The sequence below is a fragment of the Pseudomonas aylmerensis genome (assembly GCF_001702265.1).
In the GTDB taxonomy this organism is placed as follows: Bacteria; Pseudomonadota; Gammaproteobacteria; order Pseudomonadales; family Pseudomonadaceae; genus Aquipseudomonas; species Aquipseudomonas aylmerensis.
The window spans coordinates 1-13522 of the sequence record NZ_MAUE01000008.1 but is presented as its reverse complement, the minus strand read 5'-3'; the positions used below and the strand labels follow the sequence as shown (position 1 = coordinate 13522).

Sequence of the window (13522 nt, the reverse complement as noted above, 5' to 3'; positions counted from 1 at the left end):
CTTTAACTCTGTCCACCAGCCGGCGCCGGCGGTCACGTACCGCCACTCGCGCCCTGGTCACACTCAGTCAAGCCAGGAGATACACCGATGAAGCGTTCCTACGCAGCCCTCGCGGCCACCCTTGCGCTGTCCCTCAGCGCCTTTGCGGCGGNGGCCCACGCCGATGAACCCAAGCCCCAGGAAAAATGCTTCGGCGTGTCCCTGGCCGGGGCCAACGACTGCGCCGCCGGCAAAGGCACCTCGTGCGCCGGCACCGCCACCGCCGACTACCAGGGCAACGCCTGGGTACTGGTGGACAAAGGCACCTGCACCCAGATCAAGACGCCCAAAGGCTACGGCAGCCTGACGGAGCAGCCGTGATCCAGCGCCTGCTGCCACCGGCACTGCTGTTGCTGGTCGCGCGGCTGGGGATCGCGGCGGTGTTCTTCCTGTCGGGACGCACCAAGGTCACAGGCTTTCTTGAACTCAAGCCTTCGACCTACACGCTGTTTCGCTCGGAATACGCCTTGCCGTTGATCCCGCCGGAGTGGGCCGCCCACCTGGCGACCTACGCCGAGCACCTGTTCCCGCTGCTGCTGGTACTGGGCCTGCTGACCCGTCCGGCCGCCGCCGCGCTGCTGGGCATGACCCTGGTGATCGAGGTCTTCGTGTACCCCGACGCCTGGCCGGTGCACCTGACCTGGGCGGGCCTGTTGCTGCCGCTGCTGGCGTATGGCGGTGGGGCCTGGTCGTTGGACCGCGTGATCCGGGCTAAACGTTGCAACCCTTAATGGAGACATCCTGATGCGTATGCTTTCTTCCCTGGCCATTGCCATGGCCATGACTGTTCCGCTGTTGGCCCAGGCGGCCGACGCACCTCAACCCGGCACCGGCAAGAGCGTGGTGATCGTGCCCGGCTCGTTCGTCGACGGCTCTGGCTGGCGCGTGGTCCACGACATCCTGATTCACAAGGGCTACAAGGTCACCGTGGTGCACCAGGGCCACGAAAACCTCGCCGCCGATGTGGCCGAAGCCCGTGAAGTGCTGGAGCAGCAGGTCGGCCCGGTGGTGCTGGTGGGCCACAGTTCCGGTGGCGCGGTGATCTCGATTGCCGGCGACCGCGACAAGGTCAAGTCGCTGGTGTACGTCGCGGCCCTGCAGCCGGAAGTCGGCGAAAACATGGCCCAGTTGATCGGCTCGATGCCGGCGCCGAGCGATGACATCAAGCCGAGCCGCGACGGTCACCTGTTCTTTGATCGCGCCCGGTTCAATGCCGACTTTGCCGCCGACCTGACCACCAACCGCACCGATTTCATGGCCGCCTCGCAGGTTCCGGCGACCACGGCGTTGTTCGGCGGCACCGTGTGGGCCGCGGCCTGGCACAAGAAGCCGAGCTACGCGGTGGTCTCCACCGAAGACCGCGCCCTGAGCCCGGACCTGCAGCGCTGGATGTACCAGCGTGCCGGCTCCAAGGTCACGGAAATCAAGGCCAGCCATTCGGTGTACATCTCCCAGCCCGAAGCCGTGGCGAAGGTCATCGAAGACGCGGCTGCGGTCATCAAATAACCCACACCCCCAAAAGGAAAACACCATGAACACTGCACTCAAATCCCGCTTGAGCCTTGCTGCCGCCGCCGCCCTGATCGCCATGGCGTCTGCTTCATTCGCCACGGCCGCCAGCGCCGCCGACCAGCAGGAAAAACCCGGCCGCTGCTACGGCGTCAACACCTGCAAGGGCACCAGCCTGTGCGCCACCGCCAAGAACGACTGCAAGGGCCTCAACAGTTGCAAGGGCGAAGGCGTGATCGTCAAGACCCCTTCCGAATGCCTCAAGGCCGGCGGCACCCTGACTGAGCCGAAGTAACGCCCCTGGGTGGCGAGTCAGCTCCCTCGCCACCGTTTTTGATGGAGAAGCGATCATGTCGAATTCGACCGCGCACTTTGCAGGCTACGGCCTGGGGCTGCGCAAGGAGCACTACTGCGACTTCCTGGAAACCTCGGTGCCGGTGGATTTCGTCGAAGTGATCTCCGAAAATTTTATGGTCGCGGGCGGCCAGCCACGGCATATCCTGCGCCAGGTCCGCGAGCGGCACCCGGTGGCGCTGCACGGTGTATCGATGTCGATTGGCAGTGCCGAAGGGCTCGACCCGGACTACCTGCGGCGCCTCAAGGCGCTGGTGGACGAGATTGACCCGCTGTTCGTCTCCGACCACCTGAGCTGGTCGCGCAGCGGCGCCTTCAACGCCCACGACTTGTTGCCCGTGCCCTACACCGACGAAGCACTCGACCGCGTGTGCGCGAATATCCACCAGGCCCAGGAGGCGCTGGGCCGCACCCTGTTGTTTGAAAACCCCTCCAGCTACCTGGCCTTCGAGGGCGCATCCATGAGTGAGTGGGCTTTTATCACCGCCATGGCCCAGCGCACCGGTTGTGAGCTGCTGCTGGACGTCAACAATGTGTATGTCAGTGCCAGCAACCATGGCTTTGATGCACGGGATTTTCTCGACGGGATCCCCGCCGAGCGCGTGCGCCAGATTCACCTGGCCGGCCACAGCCAGGGCGCCGAGTTATTGATCGACAGCCATGACAGCCCGGTGTGCAGCGGGGTCTGGGACCTGTACGCGGAGGCCATCGCACGGGTCGGGCCGGTGGCGACCATGGTCGAGCGCGACGATCACCTCCCGCCTCTCGCCGAGCTGCTGCATGAGTTGTCGATGGCGCGTGCGGTGGGGGCGCGGCGATGAACCTGGCCGAATTCCAGCAGACCTTTCGCCACTGGCTGGTCAGTGCGGCGGATGACGCTGCGTGCGCGCTGGGCAGTCACCGCGCGGGGCTGGCGGTGTACCAGAACAACTATCGCGCGCAATTGGTCGCGTGCCTGGAGCAGGCGTTTCCCCACCTGCGCCGTTGGCTCGGTGACGAGACCTTCCTGGCCGCCAGCATTACCCATATCGACCGAAATCCGCCGCACGCCTGGACCCTGGATGCCTATCCCGAGGGGTTTTACCCGACGTTGCTGGAGGTGTTCCCCCACAACCCGGACGTGCATGAGCTGGCCTGGATCGAATCGGCCCTCAACCAGGCCTTTGTCGCCGCCGATGCCCAGCCTTTGGCACTGGAGGCGCTGGCCACGCTGGAGTGGGACACGGCGGTACTGCGCCTCGCGCCGTCCCTGCGTTGCCACGCCCTGACCACCAATGCCGATGCCATCTGGTCGGCGCTGTGGCAGGCGCAGCCCGCACCGCCGGCGCAGATGCTGGAGGCCGCGGGCGGCGTGCTGGTGTGGCGGCGCCAGTTCACCTCGCGTTTGCGCCAGGTGGATGCGTTGGAGTTTCAAGCGCTGGCGCAGCTTCAGGGCGACGGCAGTTTTGCCGGGTTGTGCGAATGGCTGGTGGCGCGGCTGGGCGAAGAAGCCGGCGTGGCGCGGGCCGGTGAATACCTGGCCGGATGGCTGGGCAGTGAATTGATCGTGGAGGTGAGTGATGGTTGATCGGCGTGGTTTTTTACTGTTGGCCGGCGTGACCGTGTCGATGCCGACGTTGGCGCTGCAACAGGTCAGCACCGATGAATTCGAGCTGCGTTATGAAGCCGCAGGGCCGGAGGAGGGCCACGCGATCCTGTTGTTGGCGGCGGATGTCGGCGCGTTCGCCGAAATGACAGCGCCGTTGGCGGCCCAGGGCTTTCGCGTGATCGTGCCGTCCCTGCGCAGCGCCGACGAGGCGGTGCTGGGCCAGGACGTGCTGGAACTGATGAACGCCCTGCACATCCCCGAGGCGCTGCTGGCCGGCGTGGAACTGGGCGCGCGGGTGGCGGCCCGGACGGCCAGCCTGAAGCCGAGTCGGTGTGTGGGGATGGTCACGCTCAACACCTCGGCACAGGCCGGCTTCGCCGAAGCGGTGGCATTGATGGCGAACACCGCGCACTGGCGAACATGAAAATTTCGACAGCCAGGCAATCACTCACTGAAAAAATCCCGATCTGCCCGTAATCTAGACACCTTTGCCACCTGTGCGGATTGTTCATGTCTTCTGTTGCCGATGGGCTGCCCCTCAACAAACGCCTGCCGGCCGTGATCGCGATCTCCCTGGGGATCGGCATGGCCACCCTGGACACGGCCATCGTCAACACCGCACTGCCGACCCTGGCCGAAGGGATCGGCACCGATTCCGCCTCGGTGATCTGGGTGGTCAACGCCTATCAACTGGCGATTATCGCCACGGTGCTGCCGTTCGCGTCCCTGAGTGATGTGCTGGGGCATCGCCGCGTGTACCTCGGCGGGTTGCTGGTGTTTATCCTCTCGTCGCTGTTTTGCGGGCTGGCCGGTTCGCTGGTCACGCTGACCGCTGCGCGAGTGGTGCAAGGGTTGGGGGCGGCGGCGATCATGAGCGTGAATACCGCGCTGCTGCGGCATATCTACCCGTCGAAAATGCTCGGGCGTGGCCTCGGCTATAACTCGCTGGTCGTCGGGCTGGCGTTTACCCTGGGGCCGACCGCAGCGTCGGCCATCCTCTCGGTGGCGACCTGGCACTGGCTGTACCTGATCAACGTGCCTTTGGGGCTGCTGGCCTTGGCGTTGGGATTGCGCTCATTGCCGACCCTGCCGATGACCGGGCACGCCTTCGACCGGTGGGCGGCGGTGCTGTGTGCCGGGCTGTTTGCCCTGTTGGTGCTGGGCCTGGGCACGGCGGTGCATGGCGCCCAGGGCGCGCTGACCCTGGGCCTGATCGCCGTGGCGCTGGTGTGCGGTGCGTTGCTGCTGCGTCGCCAGGCCGGGCACCCGGCGCCGATGCTGGCCCTGGACCTGTTCAAGCGGCCGGTGTTTGCCTTGTCGTCCCTGACGGCAATCTGTGCCTTCAGTGCCCAGGGCCTGGCGTTTGTGTCACTGCCGTTCCTGTTGCAGGCGGTGCTGGGGCATAGCCAGGTAGAAACCGGTTTCCTGATGACGCCGTGGCCGGCGGTGGTTGCGGTGATGGCGCTGGTGGCCGGACGCCTGGCGGACCGCGTGTCGCTGGGCGCGTTGTGCGGCATCGGCCTGCTGATGCTGAGTGTGGGCATGGCCGCACTGGCGAGCCTGGGCAGCGGCGCCTCGGCGTTCGATATCGGTTGGCGCATGGCGTTGTGCGGTGCCGGTTTCGGTTTCTTCCAGTCGCCCAACCTCAAGGCGTTGATGACCAGCGCGCCATTGGCTCGCAGCGGCGGTGCCAGCGGTATCGTGGCGATTTCACGCTTGCTCGGGCAGACGCTGGGGGCGTCGTTGGTGGCCTTGTGTTTCCACCTGTTTATCGGTAGCGGCCCGCAGTATGCGTTGTGGCTGGGTTGTGTATTCGCGCTGGTGGGCGCCGTGGCCAGTGGCTTGCGTTTGCTGCCCTACGGGAAAAAGCCGTTGTAAAAGCCGCGGTGGGAAGGCTACCGTGGCGACCTGAATATTTCGGGATGTTTCAGATTTATGTCCAGCCTGGCCCTCCGTACCGCTGATACCCAGTCCCGCCGCGCCGCGCTGACCCTCGCCTTATGCCTGCCCAGTGACGTGCTGCTCTACCTGTTGCTGCCCATGGAGTCCCAGGCCTTCGGCATCACCCTGGCGCAGGCCGGGGTGCTGCTGGCAGCCAACCGCCTGGTGCGGATTTTCGGTTACCGCCATGTGTTGAATTTCTACGCGCGCAACGGCGACCGGCTGACCTGCATGATCGCTGCCGGGGCCGCCACGCTGTGCGCGCTGGGCAATTCGGTATTGTCGGGCTTTGCGGCGCTGCTCGGGCTGCGGTTGGTCTGGGGCTTGTGTTTTGCCGCGTTGAACCTCTCGACCCAAGTGTTGGCGACCGCGGAACCGGCCGGTGCCGCGCGCCGGGCAGGGCGGTCGCGGGCGTTGATCGCCCTTGGACCGATGCTGGCGTTGCCATTGGGGGGCTGGCTGACATTGTGGGCCGGGCCGCGTCCGATTTTTCTGATTCTGGCCGGGTGCTGCCTGGTGGGCTTGTGGATGGCGCGCGGCCTGCCTACTGTCGGACATAATTTGCACAGCACCCCGGGGCGGCGTTTCAAGTGGCCCGACAGTGTGGCGCTGTGGTCGTTTATCGAAGGGGTGGCACTCGACGGGCTGTTTATCTTTGGCCTGTCGATCCAGGCGCAGAAGCTGCTCGGCGGCGATGCGGTGTTGATCGCCGGTGGCTTGATGGCGCTGCGTTATGTCTCCGAAATGCTCCTGAGCCCCCTCGGCGGCCATGCGGCCCAGCGCTTTGGTGCGACGTCGATGCTGTTGCTGTTTTCGTTCCTGAGTGCCCTGGCCCTCACCGCGTTCGGCAGCTATTGGGTGATTGTCGGCGCAGCGGCGGTGCTGGTGCTGCGTGCGCTGCAACTGCCGTTGGTGACCACCCTGGTGGCCGAGCGCAACCCCGGTTCGATGCGCGTGTCGGCCCTGGCCTCCAATGCGGTGTGGCGTGATATCGGCGCGGGCCTGGGGCCGTTGCTGGCGGGCCTGCTGCTGCCGATCGCCTCGGCACCGTGGGTGTTCGGCGTGGCCGGCGCGGCGATTGCCGTGAGCGCGGTGTTCTGCTGGCGCGCGAGGATTTCCAACTGACAAGCTGAGGTTGTGTGTGTCCCGACAAGAACCCTTGATACAGGTGCTGGACGCTGCCTATCGCCACTGGACCGGCCAGGGACTGCCGGCGCCCGCTCACCTGGATCCGCAACAACGCCTGGACTGGCTGCACACCCAGGCGCCCTACAGTCTGTTGGCCCATGATGGCGCAGCGGACCCGTGTTTTACCTACGTGAATGAATGCGCCTTGCAGTGCTTCAAATACCCGCGCGAGCGCTTCATCGGCATGCCGTCGCGGTTCAGTGCCTCGGAACTGGACCGCGCCGCGCGCCAGGCGCTGCTGGAACAGGTCAGCGCCCATGGCATCGCCGAGGGCTACAGCAGTTGGCGGGTGGACGCGCATAACCAGCCCTTCATGATTTATGCCGGGGTGGTGTGGACCTTGCTCGATGCGGCGGACCGGCCCTGCGGCCAGGCGGCGCTGTTCTGGCCGGATCGGCAACGTATCGGCGTATTGGCTTAAGCGCTTTTAAGACGTTCCAGCCAGGCGGGATCGAGGCGGGTTTGCTCGGGGTCGATCCCCAGAGCCTGCATTTTCGTAGCGTGCGCCTGGATCTCCCCGGCCAGTTGCGCCTGTGCGCTGGAGTTGGCGTCCAACGCGTGCATCTGCGTCAGCCCCAGGTGGTAGAAGCGCAGCAGCTTGATCGCCGTCGGGTCATCGGCCTGCACGCGCGCGGTGACGGTGTGCATCACATTGGTCACGCTCATCAGGCTGCGCTTGAGCTGCCAGCCATACACCGCCGCCGCCAGCCACGGCTGGTTCCAGAACAGCCCGCGCACCAGGGCGACGGTAACCAGCACCCCGGCAAAGACGCCGCCGACATTGAAACGCACGTTGTCACCGCCGGGCTCGCCGAACAGCATCACCGCCAGGCTCGACAGCAGCATCGCCAAGGCCAGGAACAGCACCGCCACGATCAGCGTGCTGCGGCGGGTCTGTTGGCGGTAGGTGACGGGGTCGCAGGGTTTGAGTTCGAACATCCGGGTCATTTCTCCACTTAGGGCTGGCATCTTCGCATGCTTTGCGCAATCAAGTTGAACGATGGTTCCCAGGGCTTTCTCTAAACCTGGGTACACCACAACCCCCGTGAGGTGAACCATCATGCCCGACTACAAGCAGCCGCCACCCGGTACCCCCGACCCCGATCGCACACCCGGTGAAGAAGAGCGCGACAACGATGCGTTGCGCCCCAACGACCCGAAAGAGCGTGACGAACACGATGATGTCGAGCGCGTCGAGGAAGACCTCGAAAACCTCCACGACCAGGCTCGCCCGCTGTAACAGGAGACGGTAATGAACAAACGCCCAGATGGCCCGGCTTCCAACGAACAGGCGCGTGACAAGGATGAGTTGGGCTTCGACCCGGACTCGCCGGACGTGTCCGACCCGCAGGTCGACCCCATCGGTGCGGCAATCGCGCCGTTGGATCAGAAGGATAAGGATGAGGCAAAAAAAAAGCCGCCCTACGATCCGTTGGGCGACTTGAAGAAGTAAACGAGCCCCGCCATTGAGCGGGGCTTTTGTTTACTTGGGTGGTGTCCAGGTCACTTCGGTAATCCCGTATTTTTCTGCCCAGGGACGCGTGGTTTTCTTCACCTGCTCGTGACCCACGCGGCCGATTCGGCTGACGTGCGCAATGTCGGCATCAACGGCCGCCCAGTGCCAGGCCTCGGCGTTGTTCATCACTTCGGCGCGCACTACAAAGGACTTCGGTTGACCGTGCAGCTGATAGTGGATGGTGTAGATTTTTGCGGTACTCATGTTGCCTCCCTGTCTTGTTATAGATGGATATGGGAGTGTTCAAAAAGGTTCATTCAAAATGACAATCCGCACGTCGGCACGGCATAGTGACGCACCCGCCCCGTGCCCAAGGACCGTGCCATGCCCCGACTGATTCATAGCCAGCTATACCTGCAACGCCTGGGCTACGACACCGTGCCACCGCCGACCTTGCAGACACTGCAGGAGTTGCAGCTGCGCCACGTCTGCACCTTCGCTTTTGAAAGCCTGTCGACCCTGCTGCGCCTGCCGGTGCCGATCGACCTGCCCAGCGTCGAGCAAAAAGTGCTGTTCGATGGGCGGGGCGGCTATTGCTATGAACTCAACCAGATGTTCCTCGCGTTGTTGCAGGAGCTGGGTTTCGATGCGCGCGGCATCACCGGCCGCGTGGTCATGGGCGGGCCGCCGGATGCGCACACCGCGCGCACCCACCGCCTGAGCCTGGTGACCCTGGACGGCGTGCGCTACATCACCGATGTCGGTTTCGGCGGCATGGTGCCCAGCAGCCCGTTGCAACTGGACAGCGAGGCGGTGCAGGCCACCGCCCACGAACCCTATCGGCTGAGCTGCGACGGGCAGGGCAGTTACACCTTGTGGGCGCAGGTGGGCGGGGAGTGGCGTGGGTTGTATGTGTTCGACCTGCAAGTGCAGGCGGCCATCGACTACGAAATCGGCAACTGGTACGTCTCCACGCACCCGCAATCGCCGTTTGTGGGCCAACTGAAAGTCGCGCGCCTCGCTGCGGGCAAACGCCATACCCTGAACAACGCCCACTACGCGGTGCATTACCTGGATCGTCCAAGTGACAAGCGCACGCTTGAGAGCGCGGATGAGCTGTCGACGTTGCTCAGCGAGACCTTTGGTATTCGTCTGCCGCAGGAGGCTGTGTTGCGTCCGGCGCTTGATGGCTTAATAGTGGCAGCTGCGTAAGAGTATTGATCTAGAGCCTGCGCTGAACCGTTTTACCTCCAAAACCGGGCAAATTAATTCGAACCTTTGGCGCAAGCGGGGGTTCGAACCGGTTCCTGAATAATTTGCTCACCAGACAAGGAGATGTAAAACGATGTCCAAGCTATTCGGAAAATTCCTCAAGAACACCTCGGTACTGGCACTGGTTGCCGCGCCTGCCGTGGTGTTTGCGGCCCCGTCCACCGACCCGATTTCGACCTTCGGGATCCAGGGCAGCTACAACGACTTCAAACTCGAAGGCGGCAGCGAAAGCGACAAGGACCACATGCCCGAAGCGGGCCTGTTCTACACCTTCGGCAACAAGCTGACCGGTGAGTCCGGGTTTATCTACCAGGCCGGTATCGAGGCCAAATACGGCGAAAAGAGTGACAACAAACTCAAGGAAGGCCAGGCCGACCTGGACCTCGGCTGGCGTGCCGCGCTGGATGCGCGCAACTTCGTCGACGTGATCGTGGGCGGTGGCTACAGCTGGACCCGCTACGAGCCGGACACCAACGACTACGACGTCAAGCTCACCAACAAATCGCCGTTCGCCAAGGCCGCGCTGGGTTACAACCACCAGTTCGATGACATGACCCTGCGTGTCGAAGCCGGTGCGCGCCGCACCCTCGACGGGCGCGCCAAGCTCAAGGTGGATGACGTCGGCAGCGACACCGTCGACCTCAAGGACCGCACCAACCCCTACGCCGAGGTCAGCCTGCTGATGAACCAGAAGGGCGACCTGCCAGTGATGGCTGGCCTGTACTACACCCGCACCGAGTACAAGCTCGACGAAGACTCGGCAGTGGCCGACAACACCAAGCTCAAGCGTGATGAATACGGCTTCAAGGTCGGTATCGCGTTCTAAGCCCCACGGTCGGATGCGGGGAGGCCAACGCCCCGCATCTGGCTGTCCGGTAATGCCCCCCTTTGTGTCCCGCAAAACCCTCAACGCCGCGCCGCCGCTGCCTTAGTGTGGACTCGCTTTCCACCGTATAAGAAGAGAGGCTGGCCATGCGTTGCATCGCCTTGTTATTGGCCGTCTCCGGCCTGCTTGCCGCCTGTGACGACACCCCCAGACATCCCCCCGCACGTGCCACGGCAGCGATTGCCATGCCCGTCGACCCGGCACTGGCCCAGGTCTACGACAGCAGTTGCAAGCTGTGCCACGCCAACCCGGCGTCCGGCGCGCCGCTGAGCGGCGACAAGGCCGCATGGAGCCCACGTGTGGCCCAGGGCGTGGACACACTGCTGGACCACAGCATCAACGGCTACAACGGCATGCCGCCGATGGGCCTGTGCATGCAGTGTTCTGAACAGCAGTTTGTGGCGCTGATCAGCTTTATGGCCGGTGTTCAACTCCAACAAGAATAAAAGGGGTGGTGGATGACGCTTTCACGGCGGCAACTCTTGCAAGGCTCGGCGCTGGCCGGGGCGTTCCTGGCACTGGCGAGTAACCCGACACTCGCCCAGTTGGCGCGGGCGCCGCGCCTGATTCCGTGGCGCAACTGGTCGGGGGCGCAGACCTGCCTGCCCCTGGCGCGGCTGGCCCCCAAGGACCTGGACGAACTGGTGCAGGTGATTCGCCAGGCCCCGGGGCAGATCCGCCCGGTGGGCTCGGCGCATTCCTTCAGTGCGCTGGTGCCCACCGACGGCACGTTGCTGTCGTTGAGTTATTTCAACGGGCTGCTGGACCACGACCCGTCCACGTTGCAGGCCACCTTTGCCGCCGGCACGCCGATGTCGCGCATGGGCCCGGCGCTCAAGGCCGTGGGCCAGGCGCTGCCGAACATGGCGGACATCGACTACCAGACCCTGGCCGGCGCGATTTCCACCTCGACCCATGGCACCGGCGTCGGCTTTACCTCGTATTCCGGCTGCGTCACCGGGCTGCAACTGGTGACCGCCCAGGGCGAGGTCCTGGACTGCGACGCCCAGCGCCATGCCGAGGTGTTCAACGCCGCCCGGGTCTCCCTTGGTACATTGGGCGTGGCCACCCGGATCCGCTCGCAGAACCGCGCGCCTTACCGCCTGCGCGAACGCCAATGGATCGCCAGGACCGAAGAGCTGCTGGAAGACGTCGAGAAGAACACCCGCGAGAACCAGCACTGGGAAATGCTCGTGGTGACCCATTCCGACTACGCGCTGTCCATCGCCCTCAACGAAACCGGTGATGCGCCGACGCCGCCTATCGACCCGGCCGAGGCGGGCGGCAACGAATTCGTGTTGATCATCGAAAAGCTCGACAAGTACGCCAGCGACTTTCCGGACACGCGTCGCACCTTGCTCAACAGCCTGCGTTTTTTCGCCAGTTTCGAGGACCGGGTGGCCGAGTCGTTCGAGGTCTACGCCAATGTGCGCAACGTGCGTTTCAACGAGATGGAATATTCGGTGCCCGCCGAACACGGCCCGGCGTGCCTGCGCGAGATCCTCAAGCTGATCAACGACAAGGACCTGCGCACCTGGTTTCCCATCGAGTACCGCTACGTCAAGGCGGATGACATTCCCTTGAGCATGTTCGAGGGCCGCGACAGTTGCTCGATCTCCGTGCACCAACATTACGCCATGGACCACCACAACTTTTTCGCCGCCGTGGAGCCGATCTTCTGGAAATACGCCGGGCGCCCGCACTGGGGCAAGTTGCACACCCTCAATGCCCGCACGCTGCAGCCGCTTTACCCGCGCTGGGATGAATTCACCCGCGTGCGCCGCGAGCTGGACCCGAGCGGCAAATTCCTCAATGCGCACCTGCAATCGATCCTGGGAGTGCCCCGATGAACCGCCGACATTTTGTGCTGGGCACCGCGTCTTTAGTCGCGGCGGGTGCCTGGCTGCTGCGTCCGAGTGATCGCGGCGCGCCGTACAGCGAATACTTTCGCAACCTCAATAATGAGTTGAAGGCCCATGGCCCGATGCGGCCGGTGATGCTGATCGACCTCGACCGCCTGGATCACAATATCGACGTGGTCATGCAATCGGTGCAGCGCGGCGGCAAGCAGCTGCGGCTGGTGGAGAAGTCACTGCCGTCGCCGGGGCTGCTGGCGTATATCGCCAAGCGTACTGGCACTCAGCGGTTGATGTCGTTTCACCAGCCGTTTCTGAATCACGATGCGCAGGTATTTCCCGACGCCGATATTCTGATGGGCAAGCCGTTGCCGGTGCGCTCGGCCGAGCTGTTTTATCAAACGCATAAAGGGCCGTTCGACCCCTCGCGGCAGTTGCAGTGGCTGCTGGATACGCCTGAGCGATTGCAGCAGTACCTGACGCTGGCCCAGGGCCTGGGCACGCGTCTGCGGGTGAATATCGAACTGGATGTGGGACTGCACCGCGGCGGTATCCGTGACAACGCGGTGCTGGGGCAGATGCTCACGCTGATCGGCGCGCACCCGCAGCACTTGGTGTTTGCGGGTTTCATGGGTTATGACCCGTTCGTGGGCATGGGGGTGCCGGGTATCCTCGGCTCGCCCCAGGCGTTGTTCGAGCAGGTGATGCAACGCTACAACGGGGCGGTGGATTTTACTCGCCAGCAGTTCCCCGGGTTATGGCGCGACGGGTTGACGCTGAACACGGCGGGCAGTCCGAGTTATCGCATTCATGAGCAGGAGCGCTTGAGTACCGAGGTGTCGGTGGGCACGGCGTTGCTCAAGCCTACGCATTACGATTTGCCATCGCTGAGTGAGCATGTGCCGGCGGCGTTTATTGCCACGCCGGTGTTGAAAAGCACGGGCCCGGTGGAGATTCCGGCGCTGGAGGGGGCGTCGCGGTTGTTTTCGTGGTGGGACCCGAACCAGCGGGAGACGTTGTTTATTTATGGCGGGAATTGGATGGCGGAGTTTGAATCGCCCCAGGGGTTGCAGAGCAACGAGGTGTTTGGGCGTAGCTCTAACCAGGAGATGGTCAATGGCTCGCCTGCGGTGGGCTTGAGGGTGGAGGACCAGGTGTTTTTGCGGCCGACCCAGAGTGAGTTTGTGTTGTTGCAGTTTGGGGATTTGCTGGCGGTTCGGGGGGGGAGGGTTGTTGATGCCTGGGCTGTTTATGGCTGACGGTTGGGGGGAGGGTGGCGTACATATCCATTGCTGCGGTAATGGCGAGTTATGGTTCCGCCCTTACGGCGGGTCACTTTTGGAAAAGCCCCAAAAGTAACCAAAAGGGCTCTTGCCCCAACACTCGGCACCTCGCCTAGGCTCGGTGTGCCCGTAATCCGACATTGATTTGGG

The 13522-nt window shown here is 63.9% G+C and carries 19 protein-coding genes; 17 read left to right on the top strand and 2 right to left on the bottom strand.

Translation table 11 applies throughout. The annotated features are described in order from the left end of the window. Positions 1 to 87: 87 nt before the first annotated feature. From BBG20_RS05415 to BBG20_RS05370, 10 genes are all read left to right on the top strand, one after another. On the top strand, positions 88 to 360 hold the full coding sequence (locus BBG20_RS05415; RefSeq protein ID WP_065900949.1) for a BufA1 family periplasmic bufferin-type metallophore: 273 nt from the start codon (positions 88 to 90) through the stop codon (positions 358 to 360). Beyond that, the gene (locus tag BBG20_RS05410; RefSeq protein WP_065900948.1) at positions 357 to 770 is read left to right on the top strand and encodes a DoxX family protein; all 414 of its coding nucleotides are present in this window, start codon (positions 357 to 359) and stop codon (positions 768 to 770) included. Before BBG20_RS05415 ends, BBG20_RS05410 begins: the two co-directional genes overlap by 4 nt. A gap of 13 nt (positions 771 to 783) precedes the next feature. Next, on the top strand, positions 784 to 1545 hold the full coding sequence (locus BBG20_RS05405) for an alpha/beta fold hydrolase (protein WP_065900946.1): 762 nt from the start codon (positions 784 to 786) through the stop codon (positions 1543 to 1545). A gap of 25 nt (positions 1546 to 1570) precedes the next feature. Beyond that, complete coding sequence (bufA2, locus tag BBG20_RS05400) at positions 1571 to 1843, top strand: BufA2 family periplasmic bufferin-type metallophore (protein ID WP_016979675.1); 273 nt, start codon at positions 1571 to 1573, stop codon at positions 1841 to 1843. A gap of 55 nt (positions 1844 to 1898) precedes the next feature. Further along, a complete protein-coding gene (gene bufB / locus BBG20_RS05395; protein WP_065900942.1) occupies positions 1899 to 2723 on the top strand; it encodes an MNIO family bufferin maturase in 825 nt (274 codons plus the stop codon). Further along, positions 2720 to 3469, top strand: coding sequence for an HvfC/BufC N-terminal domain-containing protein (locus tag BBG20_RS05390; protein WP_065900941.1), 750 nt, complete (start codon positions 2720 to 2722; stop codon positions 3467 to 3469). Before bufB ends, BBG20_RS05390 begins: the two co-directional genes overlap by 4 nt. After that, positions 3462 to 3914 carry an alpha/beta fold hydrolase gene (locus tag BBG20_RS05385; RefSeq protein ID WP_065900939.1) on the top strand — a complete coding sequence of 151 codons (453 nt, stop codon included), beginning with the start codon at positions 3462 to 3464 and terminating at the stop codon, positions 3912 to 3914. The genes BBG20_RS05390 and BBG20_RS05385 overlap by 8 nt, the downstream gene beginning before the upstream one ends. A gap of 86 nt (positions 3915 to 4000) precedes the next feature. Further along, a complete protein-coding gene (locus BBG20_RS05380) occupies positions 4001 to 5368 on the top strand; it encodes an MFS transporter (protein WP_065900938.1) in 1368 nt (455 codons plus the stop codon). A 57-nt stretch (positions 5369 to 5425) separates the two neighbouring features. Further along, the gene (locus BBG20_RS05375) at positions 5426 to 6556 is read left to right on the top strand and encodes an MFS transporter (protein ID WP_065900937.1); all 1131 of its coding nucleotides are present in this window, start codon (positions 5426 to 5428) and stop codon (positions 6554 to 6556) included. Positions 6557 to 6599: 43 nt separating this feature from the next. Next, the gene (locus BBG20_RS05370; RefSeq protein ID WP_083221336.1) at positions 6600 to 7040 is read left to right on the top strand and encodes an MEKHLA domain-containing protein; all 441 of its coding nucleotides are present in this window, start codon (positions 6600 to 6602) and stop codon (positions 7038 to 7040) included. Here BBG20_RS05370 and BBG20_RS05365 read toward each other — a convergent pair. After that, positions 7037 to 7558 (bottom strand): DUF3087 family protein, encoded by a 522-nt coding sequence (locus tag BBG20_RS05365; protein ID WP_065900933.1) that lies wholly within the window; start codon positions 7556 to 7558, stop codon positions 7037 to 7039. The two genes, BBG20_RS05370 and BBG20_RS05365, sit on opposite strands and share 4 nt — an antisense overlap. A 121-nt stretch (positions 7559 to 7679) precedes the next feature. Between BBG20_RS05365 and BBG20_RS05360 the strand changes: the two genes are divergently transcribed. Both BBG20_RS05360 and BBG20_RS05355 read left to right on the top strand, forming a co-directional pair. Beyond that, positions 7680 to 7859: a hypothetical protein gene (locus tag BBG20_RS05360; RefSeq protein ID WP_065900931.1), complete on the top strand. Its 180-nt coding sequence runs from the start codon at positions 7680 to 7682 to the stop codon at positions 7857 to 7859. A gap of 12 nt (positions 7860 to 7871) precedes the next feature. Further along, positions 7872 to 8072, top strand: coding sequence for a DUF6021 family protein (locus tag BBG20_RS05355; RefSeq protein ID WP_065900928.1), 201 nt, complete (start codon positions 7872 to 7874; stop codon positions 8070 to 8072). A 30-nt stretch (positions 8073 to 8102) separates the two neighbouring features. Here BBG20_RS05355 and BBG20_RS05350 read toward each other — a convergent pair whose 3' ends face one another. Then, a complete protein-coding gene (locus tag BBG20_RS05350; RefSeq protein ID WP_065900922.1) occupies positions 8103 to 8339 on the bottom strand; it encodes a DUF6555 family protein in 237 nt (78 codons plus the stop codon). A gap of 120 nt (positions 8340 to 8459) precedes the next feature. On the opposite strand from BBG20_RS05350, the gene BBG20_RS05345 reads away from it, so the two are divergent. The 5 genes from BBG20_RS05345 to BBG20_RS05325 all read left to right on the top strand — a co-directional run bounded on the left by BBG20_RS05345 (position 8460) and on the right by BBG20_RS05325 (position 13348). Further along, the gene (locus tag BBG20_RS05345) at positions 8460 to 9287 is read left to right on the top strand and encodes an arylamine N-acetyltransferase family protein (protein WP_065900921.1); all 828 of its coding nucleotides are present in this window, start codon (positions 8460 to 8462) and stop codon (positions 9285 to 9287) included. A 133-nt stretch (positions 9288 to 9420) separates the two neighbouring features. Further along, complete coding sequence (locus tag BBG20_RS05340) at positions 9421 to 10173, top strand: outer membrane beta-barrel protein (protein ID WP_065900920.1); 753 nt, start codon at positions 9421 to 9423, stop codon at positions 10171 to 10173. Positions 10174 to 10319: 146 nt separating this feature from the next. Next, positions 10320 to 10679 carry a c-type cytochrome gene (locus BBG20_RS05335; RefSeq protein ID WP_065900917.1) on the top strand — a complete coding sequence of 120 codons (360 nt, stop codon included), beginning with the start codon at positions 10320 to 10322 and terminating at the stop codon, positions 10677 to 10679. 72 nt (positions 10680 to 10751) lie between these two features. Continuing rightward, entirely contained in the window at positions 10752 to 12083 is a 1332-nt protein-coding gene (locus BBG20_RS05330; protein WP_168167057.1) for a D-arabinono-1,4-lactone oxidase, read from the top strand. Positions 12084 to 12139: 56 nt separating this feature from the next. Next, the gene (locus tag BBG20_RS05325; protein ID WP_168167056.1) at positions 12140 to 13348 is read left to right on the top strand and encodes a DSD1 family PLP-dependent enzyme; all 1209 of its coding nucleotides are present in this window, start codon (positions 12140 to 12142) and stop codon (positions 13346 to 13348) included. Positions 13349 to 13522 lie beyond the last annotated feature (174 nt).

Bases quoted from the DNA above. Each gene is read 5' to 3' on its own strand.
- BBG20_RS05380 (WP_065900938.1), top strand. From the start codon at position 4,001: ATGTCTTCTGTTGCCGATGGGCTGCCCCTCAACAAACGCCTGCCGGCC.
- BBG20_RS05390 (WP_065900941.1), top strand. From the start codon at position 2,720: ATGAACCTGGCCGAATTCCAGCAGACCTTTCGCCACTGGCTGGTCAGT.
- BBG20_RS05360 (WP_065900931.1), top strand. From the start codon at position 7,680: ATGCCCGACTACAAGCAGCCGCCACCCGGTACCCCCGACCCCGATCGC.
- BBG20_RS05340 (WP_065900920.1), top strand. From the start codon at position 9,421: ATGTCCAAGCTATTCGGAAAATTCCTCAAGAACACCTCGGTACTGGCA.
- BBG20_RS05385 (WP_065900939.1), top strand. From the start codon at position 3,462: ATGGTTGATCGGCGTGGTTTTTTACTGTTGGCCGGCGTGACCGTGTCG.
- bufA2 (WP_016979675.1), top strand. From the start codon at position 1,571: ATGAACACTGCACTCAAATCCCGCTTGAGCCTTGCTGCCGCCGCCGCC.
- bufB (WP_065900942.1), top strand. From the start codon at position 1,899: ATGTCGAATTCGACCGCGCACTTTGCAGGCTACGGCCTGGGGCTGCGC.
- BBG20_RS05355 (WP_065900928.1), top strand. From the start codon at position 7,872: ATGAACAAACGCCCAGATGGCCCGGCTTCCAACGAACAGGCGCGTGAC.
- BBG20_RS05405 (WP_065900946.1), top strand. From the start codon at position 784: ATGCGTATGCTTTCTTCCCTGGCCATTGCCATGGCCATGACTGTTCCG.
- BBG20_RS05365 (WP_065900933.1), bottom strand. From the start codon at position 7,558: ATGTTCGAACTCAAACCCTGCGACCCCGTCACCTACCGCCAACAGACC.
- BBG20_RS05350 (WP_065900922.1), bottom strand. From the start codon at position 8,339: ATGAGTACCGCAAAAATCTACACCATCCACTATCAGCTGCACGGTCAA.
- BBG20_RS05345 (WP_065900921.1), top strand. From the start codon at position 8,460: ATGCCCCGACTGATTCATAGCCAGCTATACCTGCAACGCCTGGGCTAC.
- BBG20_RS05335 (WP_065900917.1), top strand. From the start codon at position 10,320: ATGCGTTGCATCGCCTTGTTATTGGCCGTCTCCGGCCTGCTTGCCGCC.
- BBG20_RS05375 (WP_065900937.1), top strand. From the start codon at position 5,426: ATGTCCAGCCTGGCCCTCCGTACCGCTGATACCCAGTCCCGCCGCGCC.